The sequence below is a fragment of the Arthrobacter sp. H41 genome (genome assembly GCF_000520535.1).
Taxonomy (GTDB): Bacteria; Actinomycetota; Actinomycetes; order Actinomycetales; family Micrococcaceae; genus Arthrobacter_D.
In genome coordinates this window covers 1-16,656 of record NZ_KI914777.1, presented here as the reverse complement: position 1 = coordinate 16,656, position 16,656 = coordinate 1, and the positions used below count along the sequence as shown (strand labels likewise).

The 16,656-nt window shown below is 66.5% G+C and carries 9 protein-coding genes; 7 read left to right on the top strand and 2 right to left on the bottom strand.

Annotation, left to right across the window (positions count from 1 at the left end):
- The coding region (locus Y705_RS17535; protein ID WP_081737799.1) for a UrvD/REP family ATP-dependent DNA helicase at positions 1-2,212 on the top strand (2,212 nt) is incomplete at its 5' end.
- Positions 2,209-5,685, top strand: a complete 3,477-nt coding sequence (locus tag Y705_RS0104960) for an ATP-dependent DNA helicase (RefSeq protein ID WP_026532049.1) — start codon at positions 2,209-2,211, stop codon at positions 5,683-5,685. The genes Y705_RS17535 and Y705_RS0104960, both read left to right, overlap by 4 nt.
- On the opposite strand, the gene Y705_RS23480 is transcribed toward Y705_RS0104960, so the two are convergent.
- Positions 5,666-7,165 (bottom strand): phosphotransferase, encoded by a 1,500-nt coding sequence (locus Y705_RS23480; protein ID WP_081737798.1) that lies wholly within the window; start codon positions 7,163-7,165, stop codon positions 5,666-5,668. The genes Y705_RS0104960 and Y705_RS23480 overlap by 20 nt on opposite strands.
- Positions 7,166-7,313: 148 nt before the next feature.
- Here Y705_RS23480 and nudC point away from each other — a divergent pair, with 148 nt between their 5' ends.
- The 3 genes from nudC (at position 7,314) to Y705_RS0104940 (ending at position 10,976) form a co-directional block, all read left to right on the top strand.
- Positions 7,314-8,270: an NAD(+) diphosphatase gene (gene nudC / locus Y705_RS0104950; protein WP_026532048.1), complete on the top strand. Its 957-nt coding sequence runs from the start codon at positions 7,314-7,316 to the stop codon at positions 8,268-8,270.
- A complete protein-coding gene (locus Y705_RS0104945) occupies positions 8,270-10,375 on the top strand; it encodes an ATP-dependent DNA helicase UvrD2 (protein ID WP_026532047.1) in 2,106 nt (701 codons plus the stop codon). The genes nudC and Y705_RS0104945 overlap by 1 nt, the downstream gene beginning before the upstream one ends.
- A 154-nt stretch (positions 10,376-10,529) precedes the next feature.
- Positions 10,530-10,976: a M48 metallopeptidase family protein gene (locus tag Y705_RS0104940; RefSeq protein WP_343212717.1), complete on the top strand. Its 447-nt coding sequence runs from the start codon at positions 10,530-10,532 to the stop codon at positions 10,974-10,976.
- 15 nt (positions 10,977-10,991) lie between these two features.
- On the opposite strand, the gene Y705_RS0104935 is transcribed toward Y705_RS0104940, so the two are convergent.
- Positions 10,992-12,434, bottom strand: coding sequence for a zinc-dependent metalloprotease (locus tag Y705_RS0104935; RefSeq protein ID WP_081737807.1), 1,443 nt, complete (start codon positions 12,432-12,434; stop codon positions 10,992-10,994).
- Between the two features lie 360 nt (positions 12,435-12,794).
- On the opposite strand from Y705_RS0104935, the gene Y705_RS0104930 reads away from it, so the two are divergent.
- Both Y705_RS0104930 and Y705_RS0104925 read left to right on the top strand, forming a co-directional pair.
- A complete protein-coding gene (locus Y705_RS0104930) occupies positions 12,795-13,889 on the top strand; it encodes a YlbL family protein (RefSeq protein ID WP_026532044.1) in 1,095 nt (364 codons plus the stop codon).
- 203 nt (positions 13,890-14,092) lie between these two features.
- Positions 14,093-16,656: UPF0182 family membrane protein (locus Y705_RS0104925; protein WP_444826156.1), on the top strand; the 2,564-nt coding region annotated here is incomplete at its 3' end.

The window sequence follows — 16,656 nt, the reverse complement described above, 5'->3', positions numbered from 1 at the left end:
TGGGCCTGCGGTAGAAACGTCGCAGAGCCGGCCCGGTCCCGGCGACCCTGCAACGCCGTCGACTTCCTCGGAAGCCAGGCCTTCCGTTGCTTCCCACCTTGTCGATTCGGTCTTCCACGAGCAGCGCTACATCGTGCAGCGGATCCTCGAGGCGCACCTGTTCGGCGGCCGGACCTTCGATGACGTTGCCGTGATCGTCCGCAACGGGGCCCAGGTCGCCACGGTCCAGCGTTTCCTCGCTGCCCAGGGGATTCCCGTCAACGTGCCCGCTTCCGAGACAGCGCTCCGGGACGAACCGGCCGTCCGGCCGCTGCTAAACATCTTCTCCGTGGTGGTGGGAGATCGCGGCATCGACCCTGAGCTGTGTGTATCGCTGCTGACCTCCCGCATCGGGGGCGCCGGAACCCTGGAGCTGCGCAGGCTCCGCCAGGTGCTTCGTCGGCGGGAGCTGCAGGAAGGCGGCGGGCGCACGAGCGATGAGCTGCTGGTGGACCTGCTGACCTCGCCCCTGGCCAACGAGGGACTCGGCAGTGAAGCCGGTCCTGCACGCCGCATCGAAAGGATGATCCGGGCCGGCAAGGACGCTCTCACCGCTGCTTCGGCCGATCCGGAAACCGTCCTGTGGGAGCTTTGGTCGGTCAGCGGACTCTCGGACAAATGGTCCGCCGCGGCGCTGAGCGAAGGGCAGGGCTCGGTGCGGGCCGACCGCGACCTCGACGCCATGCTGGCTCTCTTCCAGACCGCTGAACGCTTCGTCGACCAGATGCCGGGGGCTGCGCCGCGATTGTTCCTCGAGTATCTGCTGAGCCAGGAACTCCCCATGGATACACTCGCAGCACGGGCACGACGGCGCGCATCGGTCTCGGTCCTCACCCCGGCCAGTGCCGCGGGCCGCCACTGGCCGTTCGTGATCGTCGCCGGACTCCAGGAGGGCATCTGGCCGAACCTGCGCCTGCGCGGTGAACTCCTCGGATCGGGCGAACTCCAGGCGCTCCTCGACCACGGAGCATCGTTCCGGCAACACCGCCAGCCCCTCAGCCTCCTCCAGGACATCAGGTTCGATGAGCTGAGAACGTTCTCGACAGCTGTTTCCCGCGCAAGTGAAGAACTGGTCTGCTGCGCCGTGTCCTCGCAGGACGATCAGCCGTCGCAGTTCCTCGACCTCGTTGACCCATTGCCCCCGGGCACCACCGAACGCCCGAGAACGGAAGTGCTGCGGCCGCTCACGCTTCGCGCGCTCGTCGCTGAGCTGAGGAAATTCGCGCAGGATCCGGGCAACCCGGCCCTGGCGACCGAAGCAGTGGCGCATCTGGGGAGGATGGCGGCCAGGTCACCGGAAATACCGGGGGCCGACCCCGCACAGTGGTGGGGGTTGCTGGACCTCAGCACCACGCGGCCCGTCCTGCCCCTTGAGGCACCTGTCCCGGTGTCACCCTCGAAAGTCGACTCCGTCCTGACGTCCCCGCTGAGCTGGTTCGTGTCCGCGGCCGGAGGCGAGAAGACCACCGACTTCGCCCGCTCACTCGGTACCCTCGTTCACTCGATAGCACAGGATCTGCCCGAAGCGACCGGCAACGAGTATGTCGCCGAACTCGAGCGGCGCTGGCCCACGCTCGGGATGAAGGACACCTGGGAAGGAAAGGCGGACCTCCGCAGGGCGGAGGGCATGGTCAGGAAGCTCGCCGCCTACGTCATCCTGGCACGGCAATCCGGCCGCAGGCTCCTGGCGACCGAGGTGGACTTCGAAGTGGATCTTCCGTTCGAGGAGGAAGGCCAGCAGCGGACGGCGCGCCTGCGGGGCCAGATCGACAGGCTCGAAGAGGATTCGAAAGGGCGGCCGGTCATCGTCGATCTCAAGACAGGCAGGTCCGCGCCCGCGAAGAAGGAAATCGAGGGGCATCCGCAGCTCGCCTCCTATCAGGTTGCCGTCAACGAGGGAGGGCTTACAGACCGGGCAGCGGCCCGGGAATCGGGAGGGGCGGCGCTTGTTCATCTGGGAACGAAGAACAAGGAGGCATCGGTGCAGGAACAGCACCCCCTGGATCCTTCCGAGGATTGGGCGCGCGCCATGATCCAGGAAGCTGCGCGCCTGATGTCGGCCGCGTCCTTCGAGACGGTGCACGACCCGCGTCGATCGGGCTTCGGAGGAAGCGGTTGCCGCCTCCCCGAGGTGTGTCCACTCTGCGCAGAAGGCCGGCAGGTGACCCAGTGACGACTCCGGCGGCACCGAAAGCCGCCGCGGGGCGGGACGCGAGGCAGACCGCCCGGCGCTATTCGGCGCGCGAACTCGCGGAACTGCTTCACTCCGATCCGAACTCGCCCGTGCAGTACCCCACCGATGACCAGGTGCGGGTCATCGAGGCGCCGCTGCAGCCGCAGCTGGTCGTCGCCGGCGCAGGTTCCGGCAAGACCAAGACCATGGCCGATCGCGTGGTGTGGCTCGTCGCCAATTCCCTGGTGCGGCCCGAGCAGATCCTGGGCGTCACGTTCACGCGCAAGGCGGCAGGGGAGCTCGGTACCCGTATCCGACAGCGGCTGGCGGCGCTTCACGAGGCACTGGGACAGGAACCGCACGGCGGCGGCACCGGAGGCCTGGGCGACCTGGACCCGGCCGTGTCCACCTATCACTCCTTCGCCAACTCGATCGTGCAGGACTACGGCCTGAGGATCGGTGTCGAACGGGATTCCGTCCTGCTGGGGACTGCGCAGGCCTGGCAACTCGCCCATTCCGTCGTCGAGGCGTACCAGGGTGAGTGGACTCACTTCACAGCGGCCAAATCCACGCTCGTCAAGGGCGTCATCGACATGGCGGGCGAATGCGCCGAGCATCTGGTGGCACCGTCCCAGGCGCGGGCTGAGCTGCGCCACCAGATCGACGCCGTGCAACATTGGGAGTATGTCGCAGGGACACCCCGCAGACCGGCGCAGGGCGTCGAGTCGCTCCTCAACAAGCTGCGCACCCGCGGAAGCGTCACTGAGCTGGTCGAGCAGTATGCGGAGGCGAAGCTGGCACGCAGGCAACTCGACTTCGGCGACCTGGTTGCCCTGGCGGCACGTATCGCCGAGGAGATCCCCGAAGCTGTTGCTCTCGAACGGGAGAAGTACAAGGTTGTCCTGCTCGATGAATTCCAGGACACCTCGCACGCCCAGATGGTCCTGTTTTCGAGGCTCTTCGCCGACGGCCGGGCGGTGACGGCCGTCGGAGATCCCCACCAGTCGATCTACGGCTTCCGCGGCGCCTCCGCAGGCCAGCTCGGTACGTTCCGCACCGCTTTTCCGATCGCTGTTCCGGGCGCCGGCTGGGCACCTTCTCCCGTTGCCAACCTGTCGGTCGCGTGGCGGAACTCGACCGCGATCCTCGCTGCCGCGAATACGGTGTCCTCACCCCTTGGAGTGCCGGCGCCCTGGCTGCGGACCCCCCGGCCCCTTTCGGTGCCCGACCTCGAGTCGAAACCGGGGGCTCCGGTGGGGGAGGTCATCCTCGGGCGGTTCCTTTCGGACGCGCGTGTCGCTCCGGGCCGTGCACAGGATCCGCTGCCCGGCGGCGGCCCGGAGGGCAGGACCACCGGACCGAGTGAAGCCGAAGCCCTTGCGGCGCAGATCATCCACCACTCCCGGCGGACCTTCGAACGGGACGAACAGGGAATACGGCTCCGCCCGACGCTCGCAGTGCTCTGCCGCAGCCGGAAACAGTTCGAACCCATCCGCGGCGAGCTGGAGCGTCAGGGCATTCCCGTGCAGATCGTGGGTCTCGGCGGGCTGCTCCGGACGCCGGAGATCGTCGAGATGTTGGCTGTACTCCGGGTCCTCGGCGATCCGGACCGCTCCGATTCCATGCTTCGGCTGCTCTCCGGCGCCCGGTGGCGCATCGGTCCGGCGGATCTCATGGGGTTGGGCGACTGGTCGCGGCAGCTGGCGCGGTCCCGCGAGGCAGGAGGACGCCCGAAGTTCGGCACCGACGCCGAGGCGCCTGCCGGTGGGACGGGTTCGGAAACCGTCGTGCAGCATGACCTCGCTGAGGCCGGAAGCCTGGTCGAGGCGGTCGACCACCTGCCGCCGCCGGGCTGGGTATCGGTTTCGGGCAGGGAGCTCAGCGTCGAAGGGCGCACCCGCCTTGAGGTGTTGAGAAACGAGCTCCGCGCCCTGAGGCATTTCGTCGGGGATGATCTAGGTACCATCGTCGGAGAGGTGGAGCGGACCATCCTGCTGGACATCGAGGTGGCGGCAAAGCCCGGCGTAGGCATCCACGACGCACGCCGGAACCTCGATGCGTTCTCGGAAGCCGTCGCCAGTTTTACTGCCTCGGCTGAGCGCGTGGACCTCCCCGCTTTCCTGGCGTGGCTCGAGGCCGCCGACGCAGAGGAGGACGGCCTTCCTGTGACACAGCTCGAGGCCAGCAGGGACGCCGTCCAGCTCCTGACGGTTCACGCCTCCAAGGGACTCGAATGGGACATCGTGATGGTTCCTGGTCTGAACGGAGGTGCTTTCCCCAGCGGCACGGATTCGCGGTGGAGTTCAGGTGACTCCGCCATCCCCTGGGGCCTTCGTGGTGACGCGACGGAGCTTCCGCAGTGGGATTGGGAGCAGCCGGACCAGAAGGGGTGGCTCGAGAGCGAGAAGAGTTTCGCCGGTGAGGCCAAGGCGCACACGGAACGTGAGGAGAGGCGCCTCGCCTATGTTGCCTTCACCCGCGCCAAACATGTCCTTGTCTGCACCTCGTCCGCCTGGGGTGGAGGCCGGACCAACGCTTCCCCTCCGTCCGGCTACGTCCTGGACCTGTTGGAACTTGCGAGGAAGGACGAGTCCGGCTTCTCGTTGATCCAGTGGCTCCCCGAGGAGGACGAGGGAACCAGCAATCCTGCCAATGCCGTGCCGCAGAGGGCGCTCTGGCCCTTTGACCCGCTCGGGCCGCGAAGGCCGGCCCTCGAGTCGGCAGCGGCGTCGGTCGCGAAAATCGCCGAAGAGTCCGGAGCCGGAGCGGAGCATGCTCCGCTCACCGAAGGACGATGGGTGCGGGAGGTGGATCTCGCGCTCGCCCGCCAGTCCGAGGACCTTCGTCCGCTTCCAGTGAAACTGCCTGCCCACATCTCAGCTTCGACCCTTGTGGAACTCGTCGAGGATCCGGCAGCGGTGATGACCCAACTCCGTCGGCCCGTACCGCGCAAGCCGGGCTCCGCAGCACGAAAAGGGACGGCCTTTCATGCCTGGATCGAGGAGTTCTACGGAACCAGCGGCATGCTCGACCTCGGCGAATACCCCGGTGCCGCAGATGAGCATATCGACCAGGCGCTGGGACTTTCCGAGATGGCGGACATCTTCAAGCGCTCCGAATGGTCAGCCCGGACGCCGGCCGGGATCGAGGTGCCGATCGAAACGAGGGTGGGCGGAGTGGTGGTGCGCGGCCGGATCGACGCGGTCTTCCGGGACGCGGACGGGGGCTGGGACCTCATCGACTGGAAAACCGGGCGTCCACCGAGCGGGACACGCCGGGGCACGAAGGCGGTGCAGCTCGCGCTTTACAGGCTGGCGTGGTCACGGCTGAACGAGGTGCCGCTGGAGCAGGTCCGTGCGGCCTTTTTCTACATCGCGGACAACAGGCTGGTGCGTCCGCACGACCTCGCCGGCGAGGCAGAGCTCGAGAAGATCGTGTCCTCGGTGGAGGCGCCTAGCGGCGGGAGGAAATGATGGGCAGAGCCGAGGTCTCGACGTCGTTGATGTTCATCGAGACCGTGGAACCACTGTCCGGCCACAGCCGCGTGACCTTCGCAGGCGCCGCGCCCGGGTGATGGTTCATCCGAGCACGCCCGTGGGGGTCATTCTCCGAATGCGCATCGCTGTGGAATTGACCGGACCGGTTCCCCGGGTATGCGGAACTACCGTTTGCTGGAGAGTATTGAGGGCGCCCGGCGGGCTCGACAACAGGATTCGCAGTGTCCGCGGAACCGGCGTCGTTCTCGGAGTCCTCGGCCGGTGCCGCAGTGTCGGCGGAGCCTGCGTCTCCTTCAGGGGCCACGGCCGGCACTGCAGTTTCGGCGGCAGCGTCGACTGAAGTGTCGGCGAAGCCGGCGTCGTCCTCGAGGTCTTCTGCAGTGGTGGAGTGTTCGGCCGGTGCCGGTGCCGGGTCGTCCTCGTGTCGGTGCCGGCTGTCGAGGCCGTCGTCGGAGGCATTCGAACCGCTCGCCCGCACGGCGTCCGCTTCGGGCCGATCGGAATCGATGGTCAGGACGCTCGTCGACGCAGCGCGCCCGGGGGAAGGCGCTGCCAGTTCGGTGGCTTCCACATCGGCCTGCAGGGTCGCCAGCATCTCCTCGGCCTCGAGCACCATGGAACGGTCCTCGAGCGAAATCCCACGTACCAGCCACTGTGCCAGGGCGAACTCCGCCGCCAGCGACGCCCTGCGTGCGATGTGCGGATCGACCGGCGCTTCGGAAGCCCCGGCATAGGCCGCATAGACACGGTCGACGAAGGAGTGGTCCATCGCGGCGGCGAGCCATGCAAAATCGTCCGCCGGGTCGCCGATGCGAAGATCGGTCCAACCTGTGACGGCCGCTACCCGGCCTGCCGAGATCAGCAGGTGGTCCTCGTGCAGGTCGCCGTGGACCACTGACGGGCTGAACCGCCACAGGGCCACGTCCTCGAGGGCATGCTCCCAACGGCGCAGCAGAACCGCAGGAATACGGCCCGTGGTGGCCGCCTGGTCCAGTTCATTGAGCTTGCGCTGTCGGAACTCGTTGGCTCCGTAGCTCGGCAGATCTGCCTGTTCGACGAGCAGTTGGGGGAGCTGATGGATCGCTGCGATGGTCTTCCCGAGCTCTTCCGCCATCCCGGAACCGGCCGACGTCAGAACATCCAGGCTCCTGGTGGTGCCCTCGAGATGTGAATAGACGAAAGTGCTGATGTTTCCCTGCCGGACGCTTCCCGCGATGTGCGGGATCAGAAAGGGCAGTTCAGCCTTGACCACAGGAGTGAACGCCCGAAGTGCCTTCACCTCGGTTTCCAGCCTCATGCTCGCTTCCACATGTTTGGGTGAACGGACGCGCCACTGCTTCCCGGAGTCGTCGACGAGGAGCGCAGAGTCGAAATCCGCGGTGTCGTCCGGAGCGCCCGCCACTCCTGTCGGGGCAAGCCCCGGCACAGCGGCGCTGGCAATTGCAGCGAGTTCCATGGGGGTCCGTTTCACAAGTTCAACGGTAGGGGCTCGTGGAGGTTCAGGAGTAATCGGGTTGCGGCGAGTCGTGAGATGGGTGGCACTCTTCCTCCCCGAAGGCGCATCCGAAATGTCTTTTGAGGGTGCGAGAAAGTACCTTTGAGTTATGACTGAACCGCTCCGAACCCTGGTTCTCCCACCGCTGGGTTCCCTGCCGCTGTCGCGGTCCGACACCGACCGGGACGGAGTGCTCCGGCTGGCTCCCGACCTGTTCGATTCCCTGTGGTCGTCCCCGGAAACGCTGGTCCTGGTGCTCGCCGACGGACGTGCTCCCGTCACCGGCACCGGGCTGAAGCTTTTCCCTGCAAGCGGGATCCGGCAACCCGCCAATCCCGTCTACCTGGGGCGGGTCCTCCCGGGTGCCGCCGACGCAGGGAAGCAGGTGGTCCTCGTCGTCCTCGACGAACCCGACTTCGCGCTCGCTGGGGAAGAGGAGTGGCTCGGCCTGCGCGACGTGGCGGCCTCGCTCGATCCCCGCGACGCCGGCCTTTTCGTGGCGGGTGCCGCAGTGGCCAATTGGCACGCCACCCACACCCACTGCCCGCGCTGCGGAAGTCCCACCGTTCCGGCCGACGGCGGATGGGTGCGCCGTTGCCCGCAGGACGGCTCCCAGCACTTCCCGCGCACGGACGCGGCAATCATCGTCTCCGTGGTGGATGAGGATGACAGGTTGCTGCTCGGCTCGGCGGTCACCTGGCCGGAGAACCGATTCTCGACCCTCGCGGGATTCGTCGAGCCCGGAGAGTCACTCGAAGCTGCAGTGGTGCGGGAGGTGGCCGAGGAATCAGGTGTGGAAGTCCACTCGCCCCGGTATCTCGGCTCGCAGCCCTGGCCCTTTCCCGCCTCCATCATGCTCGGCTTCACGGCGGTGGCGTCTGGAACCGAACTGGAGCCCGACGGCGTCGAGATCAAGACCGTCCGATGGTTCACCCGCCAGGAACTTTTCGAGGCGGTCCGCGACGGGGACATCACCATCGCCGGAAGTGTGTCTATTGCGCGAGCGCTGATCGAACGCTGGTACGGGGGACCCCTCGACGAGGAACCGGCCGAGGTACGTCCGTAGTGTCCGAACAGCCTTTCGAAGAACGAATTCTTGACGGTCTGGACAACGAGCAGCGGAGTGTCGCAAGCTCGCTGTCAGGTCCGCTGTGCGTGCTGGCCGGGGCTGGAACCGGAAAGACGCGGGCGATCACGCACCGCATCGCCTACGGAGTCCACACCGGGGTGTACAAACCGCAGCAGGTGCTTGCTGTGACCTTCACCGCGCGGGCCGCGGCGGAGATGCGGACACGCCTCCGGGACCTCGGTGCCGGAGGCGTGCAGGCCCGCACCTTCCATGCCGCCGCACTTCGGCAGCTCCAGTATTTCTGGTCCTCCGCCGTCGGCGGCCCGCTGCCCGCCCTGGTGGACCACAAGGCGCAACTCATCGCGGAGTCGGCGAGACGCCTCAGGCTCTCGACGGACCGGGCAGCGATCCGTGATGTCGCAGCCGAGATCGAGTGGGCGAAGGTGTCGATGCTGACGCCGGACAACTACACCGCGGCAGCAGCCGGCCGGGCCGAGCCCGCCGGAATGGACCTGACCACCGTGGCCCGGATCTTCACCGCGTACGAGGACCTGAAGATCGACCGGAACCTCATCGACTTCGAGGATGTCCTGCTCACGACGGTGGGCATCCTCCAGGAGGACGAGAAGGTCGCCGCGACGGTGCGGAGCCAGTACAGGCACTTCGTCGTGGACGAGTACCAGGACGTCTCCCCGTTGCAGCAGAGGCTGCTTGATCTGTGGCTGGGGGAGCGCCGTGAACTGTGCGTGGTGGGGGACGCCAGCCAGACCATCTATTCCTTCACCGGGGCAACATCGCGCCACCTCCTGGAGTTCACCAAGCGGTATGAGGGCGCCCAGGTGGTGAAGCTGGTCCGCGACTACCGTTCCACACCCCAGGTGGTGCGTGTCGCCAATACCCTGCTCGCCGCCCGTAATTCCGAAGCGGACAAACGGGCGGTCGACACGTTCTGGTCCAAGCCGCTGGAGCTGATCGCCCAGCGTGCCGCCGGTCCGGAGCCCGTTTTCACCGAGTGTAGTGATGATGAAGCGGAGGCCGCCGAGGTTGCCCGCCGGATCGGCCAGCTCCGGGAGTCCGGAGTGGCGGCGAGCGAAATTGCCATCCTGTACCGGACCAACGGGCAGTCCGAGGCTTATGAGCAGGCGCTCACTAGCGCGGGCATCGGGTACCAGCTGCGGGGAGGTGAGCGTTTCTTCGCCCGACGCGAGGTCCGGGATGCCATGCTCCAACTTCGTGCAGCCGCCAGGGTCCAGGGCGACGACGACGTGCCCCAGCAGGTGAGGGACGTCCTCGCGTCCCTCGGTTATACCTCCGTCGCACCGCAGAACTCCGGAGCCGTCCGGGAGAAATGGGAGTCGTTGGCAGCCCTGGTGGGCCTCGCCGACGAAATCAACGCTGCGCGGGGAGCTGCCGGTTTCACCCTCCAGAGTTTTGTCGCCGAGCTCGAAGATCGGGCAGCCGCCCAGCATGCACCGACGGTTCAGGGCGTCACCCTTGCCTCGCTCCACTCGGCGAAGGGCCTCGAATGGGATGCCGTGTTCCTGGTGGGCCTCAGCGAGGGACTCGTGCCGATTTCCTTCGCTGATACGCAGGAGGGCATCGACGAAGAGCGCCGCTTGCTGTATGTCGGGATCACCAGGGCGCGTGCCCACCTCTTCCTGTCGTGGTCCACCTCCCGATCCCCGGGGGGCCGGGCCAGCCGGAAGCCCTCCCGCTTCCTGGACGTCCTTCGTCCTGCGGGATCCGGTGCGCAGGCCTTCCGCCAGCCCAAAGCGCGGCAACCGAGGAAAGCCGCGGCGCCCGCGGTGTGCAGGGTGTGCCGGCGTCCACTCAGTTCCGGCTCGGAGCGGAAAATGGGCCGGTGCGGGGAGTGCCCGGCAACCTATGAGGAACACACGTTCGAGGCGCTGCGCAGCTGGCGGCTCGAAGAGGCGAGGGAAAAGGACGTCCCGGCCTTCGTCGTGTTCACCGACGCGACGCTGATCGCCATTGCTGAGGCCCGGCCCCAGACCCTCGACGAACTGGGAGACCTCGCCGGGGTAGGCTCTGCCAAGCTCGAAAGATACGGCGAGTCGGTCCTCAACATCGTCGGGGACGGCTGACATGCCGGTCGGCGGAATACAAGACCTGGTTGTCATCCCTGAAGGAACGAGTCCGGGACCGCATTCCGCTGGGGAGGGGCGTCCCGTCGTCGTCCGCCGTTCGACCCGGCGGAAGCGCACCGTCAGCGCCGACCTTCGGGACGGAAGTATCATTGTGTCGATTCCCGCCCATTTCTCGCTCTCCCAGGAGGACGAGTGGGTTGCGCGGATGGTGCAGCGCATGGGGGAGAAGTACCCGCCCGGGCTCTCACCCGACTCGGATGCCCCGGCCGAGGAGCTTCTGGACCGGGCACGGGAGCTCGCCGGGAGCTTTCTCGGCGGCAGGGGCGTACCGGACACGATCGGCTGGGTGACCAACCAGAATTCGCGGTGGGCATCGGCAACACCCGCGCGGAAATCGATACGGCTGTCCGTCAAGTTGCGAGGCATGCCGGACTGGGTGGTGGACTATGTGATTCTTCACGAGATGGCCCACCTGATCGAACCGTCGCACAACGCGCGGTTCTGGAACCTGCTCACTGCCTACCCGCGGACGGAGACTGCGAAAGCGTTCCTCTCCGGGGTGTCATTCGCCGTGGGCCGGGGGCTTCAAGAAGACTGACCCCGGGCGAACCTGTCAGGAGGGGCTTCCGGGCCTGCCGTCGCCGCCCGCAGTGCCGTCGCCGTCGCCCGCTGTGCCGTCGCCGTCGCCGTCGCCCGCTGTGCCGTCGTCGGCGCCGTCAGCATCCCCGGTGGTCCCCGACGTCGGAGTGCCGGGTGCACCTGCAGCGGGCGCATCGAAATCGCCGGAGAGCAGCCGCTCCAGCGCGGCATCGACGTCGGCCTCCGAAGACTCCACCAGCCTGCGCCGCTGGGAGAAACCTGCAGGGTCATCGAGGTCTTCGGCGGTGGGCAGGAGGTCCGGGTGCTCCCAGATCGCGTCACGGCCCTGGATACCCCGCTCTTCGAACAACAGCGACCACAGCGATGCGGCGTCACGGAGGCGGCGCGGGCGGAGCTCGAGCCCCACAAGGGATGCGAAGGCGTTCTCCGCCGGGCCGCCGGTCGCCCGGCGCCGCCTCACCATCTCGCGCAGGGCGGACGACGACGGCAGGTTGACCGTGGCTGCGGCCGTCAGCTCGTCGACCCACCCCTCGACGAGGGCCAGCACGGTTTCGAGGCGCTCGAGCGCGGCGTCCTGCTCCGGCGTCCGTTCCGGCATGAAAACGCCCTGGGACAGGGCGGACTGCATGCTCTCCGGGTTCGTCGGATCAATGTCCCGGGCGGCCTCCTCGATCTTGGACATATCGATGTGGATGCCGCGGGCGTAACGCTCGATCGTCCCCAGGAGGTGTCCCGTCAGCCAGGGCACCTGGGTGAAAAGGCGCGCGTGCGCTGCTTCGCGGACGGCCAGGAACAGCATTACCTCCTGCTCGGGAACATCGAGGCCCTTGCCGAAGTCCGCGACGTTCGAAGGCAGCAACGCCATGTGTTCGTCGGAAAGCGGGACACCGATGTCGGTGGATCCCACAACATCCTTGGACAGGGCGCCCACCGCCTGGCCGAGCTGCATCCCGAACATGGCGCCGCCGATGTTCTGCAGCATGGAGGAGGGCCCGCCCATCATGCCCATCATCGACTTCATCTCCTCGGGAAGCTGTTCGCTGATGGTCTCGGACAGTGCCTTCGCGATGCTGGTCGCCACCGGTTCGGTGAGGCGGCGCCAGGTTCCCATGGTCGCCTCGACCCATTCCGCGCGGGACCAGGCGCGGCCGACCTGGCCGGTGCTTGGAAAATCGGTGACCGGATCCAGCCACATCTCGGCCAGCCTCAGTGCCTCGTCGACGCCGCGGCGCTGCACGGGCGAGACCGCCGGATCGTTGTCGGTCGCAGCGACGCGCCGGGCGTGGTCGTGCGCGAGCTGCCAGTTGACGGGCCCCTCGCTGGGCGTGGAGAACATCGCCTGGACCTGCTGCATCATCATCATCATTGCCTGCGGGTCGGAGGGAAGGCCTGCGGCCCGCGCAATCTCCTGCGGGTCGAAGCCCTGCGCGTCCCCGCCCAGCATCCGCGCGATCATCTCGGAGAGCGGGTCCTTTGGCGCGTCGTCGTCGCTGGAAGAATTGGAAGGGTTGGTCACTGATACCACCGGTCCTGGAATAGCGTCTGTTGCCCGCGCAGCCCGGCGAAGAACCGGCGCGGTTGTTCGCCCCACGGTACCGGGCGTTCCATGGGCTTGTCCCCGAATGCGGGCACCCGTTCGCTGTCGGCAAAGAGTCGGTTCCGAGAATGGGGCTGCCCGCGGGCAGGGAGAGGCGGTTGCAGCGCGCGTGCCCTGGAAGCAACGCTTAGGCTGATAATGGAAGGCCGATAGTCGAAACACGTTGTGCCAGCGGTTGCTGCTGTTCAGGGCCGGTCCGAGGAAAAGGAAGAACCACCATTGACACACCCACCGCAGTTCAACACGCCCGATGCCGCCGGGACGCGACCGAGGGACCCCCGCTTTCCGGCCATGGTGGTGTCCGGAGCGCTGGCTGTGGTGCTCGGCGGTATCGCCCTCCTGCTGCCCGCGCCCTACGTCGTCGAATCGCCGGGCCCCACGTTCAACACGATCGGCGAGGTCGATGACCAGCCCTTGATCGAAGTGTCCGGTGCACAGAGCTATCCGGCGGAGGGCGAGTTGAGCCTGACAACGGTTTTCGTCCAGGGCGGGCCGAATGGACAGGTGAGCATCTTCGATGCGTTCGGGGGCTGGGTCGACCCGGACCGCGATGTCCTTCCGGAGGAAGTTGTCTACCCGCCGGGTACCACGCAGTCCGAGCTCCGTGAGCAGAACTCGGTCGCGATGACGTCCTCCCAGGAATCCGCCATCGCCGCGGCGTTCGGGCAACTCGACATCGACTTCAGCGAGTCCCTGACAGTAGCCGGCCTGGCTCAGGACTCGGCATCGGCCGAGATCCTCGAGGAGGGGGACATCCTCGAGTCCATCGACGGCACCGACGTCGTCAATATCAGCACGATCCGGACGGCATTGAACGACGCCGCCGGGGATTCCGTCACGCTCACGGTGCAGCGGGACGGAGCGTCCACGCAGGAGACAGTGGCGCCGAAGCAGTCCGAGGAGGGCGACTACCAGCTCGGCGTGCTCCTTCGTTCGACGTTCCAGTTCCCCTTCGATGTCACTATCCAGCTCGACAACGTCGGCGGGCCGTCCGCGGGGATGATGTTCGCGCTCGGCATCATCGACACCCTGACCGCGGGCAACCTCACCGGCGGGCGTTCCTTCGCCGGTACCGGCACCATCGATTCCATGGGAGACGTGGGACCCATCGGTGGTATCGGCCAGAAACTGGTCGGTGCGCGATCGGAGGGCGCCGAGGTGTTCCTTGCTCCCGCGGAGAACTGCAACGAGGTGGTCGGTAACATTCCCGACGGGCTGACGGTGGTGAGTGTCGAGACGCTCGACGACGCCGTCGAGGCGGTCGAGGTGCTCGCGGATGGCGGAGACGCGGCATCCCTCCCGTCGTGCAGCTGAGACCTGATCAGGACACGGTTCGATTACGGTCGGCGGGGATTCCCGACAACGGGGAACTGGATTGGGTTGCCCGCGCGTGAACAGGGCAGAATGAAACCACGAAGACGGTGGCTGCACGCTGTTTCAGGTTCGCTCCTACCGGGCCAGCTGAAGGTGGTCAGCCAGGGTCGTCGTGATCCACAGCAGCCAACGATGAGGTAGATGTGACATCCGGACCAGACCGGCCATTCGGCAGCAGGCCGAGCCCAGCAAGTTCCACCACCCGACGACGCAGTCCGCTGATCCCCACGATCATCGTGGTCGCTGTCATCGTGATCGCCTTCGTCTATCTTTCACAGGTATACGCCGACGTCCTTTGGTACGACCAGCTCGGTTTCCTCGAAGTGTTCATCACGGAGAACCTCTCGCGCATCGCGCTCTTCCTGGCGGCGTTCCTGATCATGGCGAGCGCCGTGTACTTCAGCCTCCGGATCGCTTACCGGAGCAGGCCCATCTACGCGCCCGACAGCGCCATCCAGGACAACCTCAACCGGTACCAGGCGCAGCTTGAACCGATCCGACGGCTGCTCATGCTCGGCATACCCCTGGTGCTCGGGGCCTTCGCCGGCACCGCGGCGTCCTCCCAGTGGCAGCAGGTCCTCCTGTTCATCAACCAGGAACCGTTCGGCAGGCAGGATCCGGAGTTCGGGATCGACTACGCGTTCTACATGTTTTCGTTGCCGTTCTTCGGTTTCGTCACGGGATTCCTGCTGAGCGTCGTCATCATCAGTGCCATCGCGTCGGTCCTGACCCACTACCTCTACGGCGGCATCCGCCTCGAGGAGAAGGGGGTGTTCACCACCAAGGCAGCGAGGGTCCAGATCGCCGTCGTCGCGGCCCTGTTCCTCCTGCTTCAGGGGGTGAACTACTGGCTCGACCGTTATGCCACCCTGCAGAACCAGGGACGGTGGGCCGGGGCACTCTACACCGACGTCAACGCTGTCATCCCCACCAAGGCGATCCTCGCCGTCGCCGCCGTCATCGTCGCCATACTTTTCGTCATCGGGGTCATCCTGGGCAGGTGGCGGCTGCCGGTGATCGGCACCGCGATGCTCATCATCACTGCTCTGCTCGCGGGTGGCGTGTACCCGTGGGTCGTCCAGCGCTTCCAGGTGGTTCCCTCGGAGCTGACACTCGAAGGCGAATACATCGACCGCAACATCGCACTTACCCGGGAGGCCTACGGTCTCGACGAGGTGGAGGTGTCGGCGTACAACCCTACCGATGTGCCGCAGGCCGGAGCGCTGGGCGACGACGGAGAAACGACGGCCAACATCCGCCTGCTGGATCCGAACCTGGTGTCGGACGCCTTCAGCCAGCTGCAGCAGTTCCGGCAGTACTACCAGTTCCCCGAGACCCTGAACGTCGATCGGTACGAGATCGACGGCGAGATTCAGGACACCGTCATTGCAGTCCGGGAGCTCGACGTGGACGGTGTTCCCGCTGGATGGGTGAACGAACACGTCTTCTACACGCACGGCTACGGCGTCGTCGCCGCGGCCGGGTCCACGGTGCAGCCCGACGGGCGGCCGGAATTCCTGCAGTCCGGAATTCCCTCCACCGGCGTGCTCGGCGATGAATCCACCTATGAGCCCCGCATCTACTTCGGCGAGGAATCGCCGGTGTACTCGGTGGTGGGAGCCCCCGAGGGGACAGCTCCCAGCGAGATCGACCGGCCCCAGAGCGAGAGCTCCGACAACGAGTCGCGGAGCACGTTCGAGGGCGACGGTGGACCGATGGTCGGAAACGCCTTCAACCGGCTGGTCTACGCCCTGAAGTTCCAGTCCACCGATCTCCTGCTCTCCGACCAGGTGAACAGCGAATCGCAGATCCTCTACGATCGGGACCCCGTCGAGCGTGTCGAAAAGGTCGCTCCCTACCTGACACTGGATGGGAACAGCTATCCTGCGATCGTTGACGGCCGCGTCAAGTGGATCATCGACGGCTACACGACGAGCGCCGACTTCCCGTACTCCACACAGCAGGAGCTGGAATCGGCCACCCAGGATTCACAGACGGCCGAAGGGTTCTCCACCGCCCTGCCCGCGGAGCAGGTCAACTACATCCGCAACGCGGTCAAGGCCACCGTCGACGCCTACGACGGCTCCGTGGAGCTGTTCGCATGGGATGACGAGGACCCCATCCTGAAGTCCTGGCAGAACGTCTATCCGTCCTCCATCAAGCCCTACAGCGAGATGTCAGCTGACCTCATGGCGCATGTCCGTTACCCGGAGGACCTCTTCAAGGTCCAGCGTGAACTCCTGGCCCGGTATCACGTCACCGAGACCGAGCCCTTCTACAGCAACAACGAAGCGTGGAGCGTTCCCGGGGATCCAACCCTGGGTGCCGAGTCGACCGTCCGGCAGCCGCCGTTCTACCTGACGCTACAGATGCCCGACCAGGACGCCGCAGCCTTCTCGCTGACCACGCCCTTCATCCCGTTCGTTCCGGTCGGCCAGGAACCGCGGAACGTCCTCTACGGATTCCTTGCAGCCAACGGCGATGCCGGCACCGGCGAGGACGGCGTCAAGAGCGAGGACTACGGCAGGCTCACCCTGCTCGATTCCTCGGGCCAGGATTCCACGGTCGGCCCAGGGCAGGCGCAGAACCTCTTCAACTCGGACACCACGGTGTCGCAGGACCTCAACCTCCTGCGCCAGGGTGCGTCGGAGGTCATCAACGGCAACCTGCTGACCCTGCCGATCGGCGGCGGCATCGCCTATGTCCA

What these genes read in the sequence shown, in the direction of transcription:
- Y705_RS23480 (WP_081737798.1), bottom strand. Translation starts at nt 7,165, where the DNA reads ATGGAACTCGCTGCAATTGCCAGCGCCGCTGTGCCGGGGCTTGCCCCG.
- nudC (WP_026532048.1), top strand. Translation starts at nt 7,314, where the DNA reads ATGACTGAACCGCTCCGAACCCTGGTTCTCCCACCGCTGGGTTCCCTG.
- Y705_RS0104935 (WP_081737807.1), bottom strand. Translation starts at nt 12,434, where the DNA reads ATGATCGCGCGGATGCTGGGCGGGGACGCGCAGGGCTTCGACCCGCAG.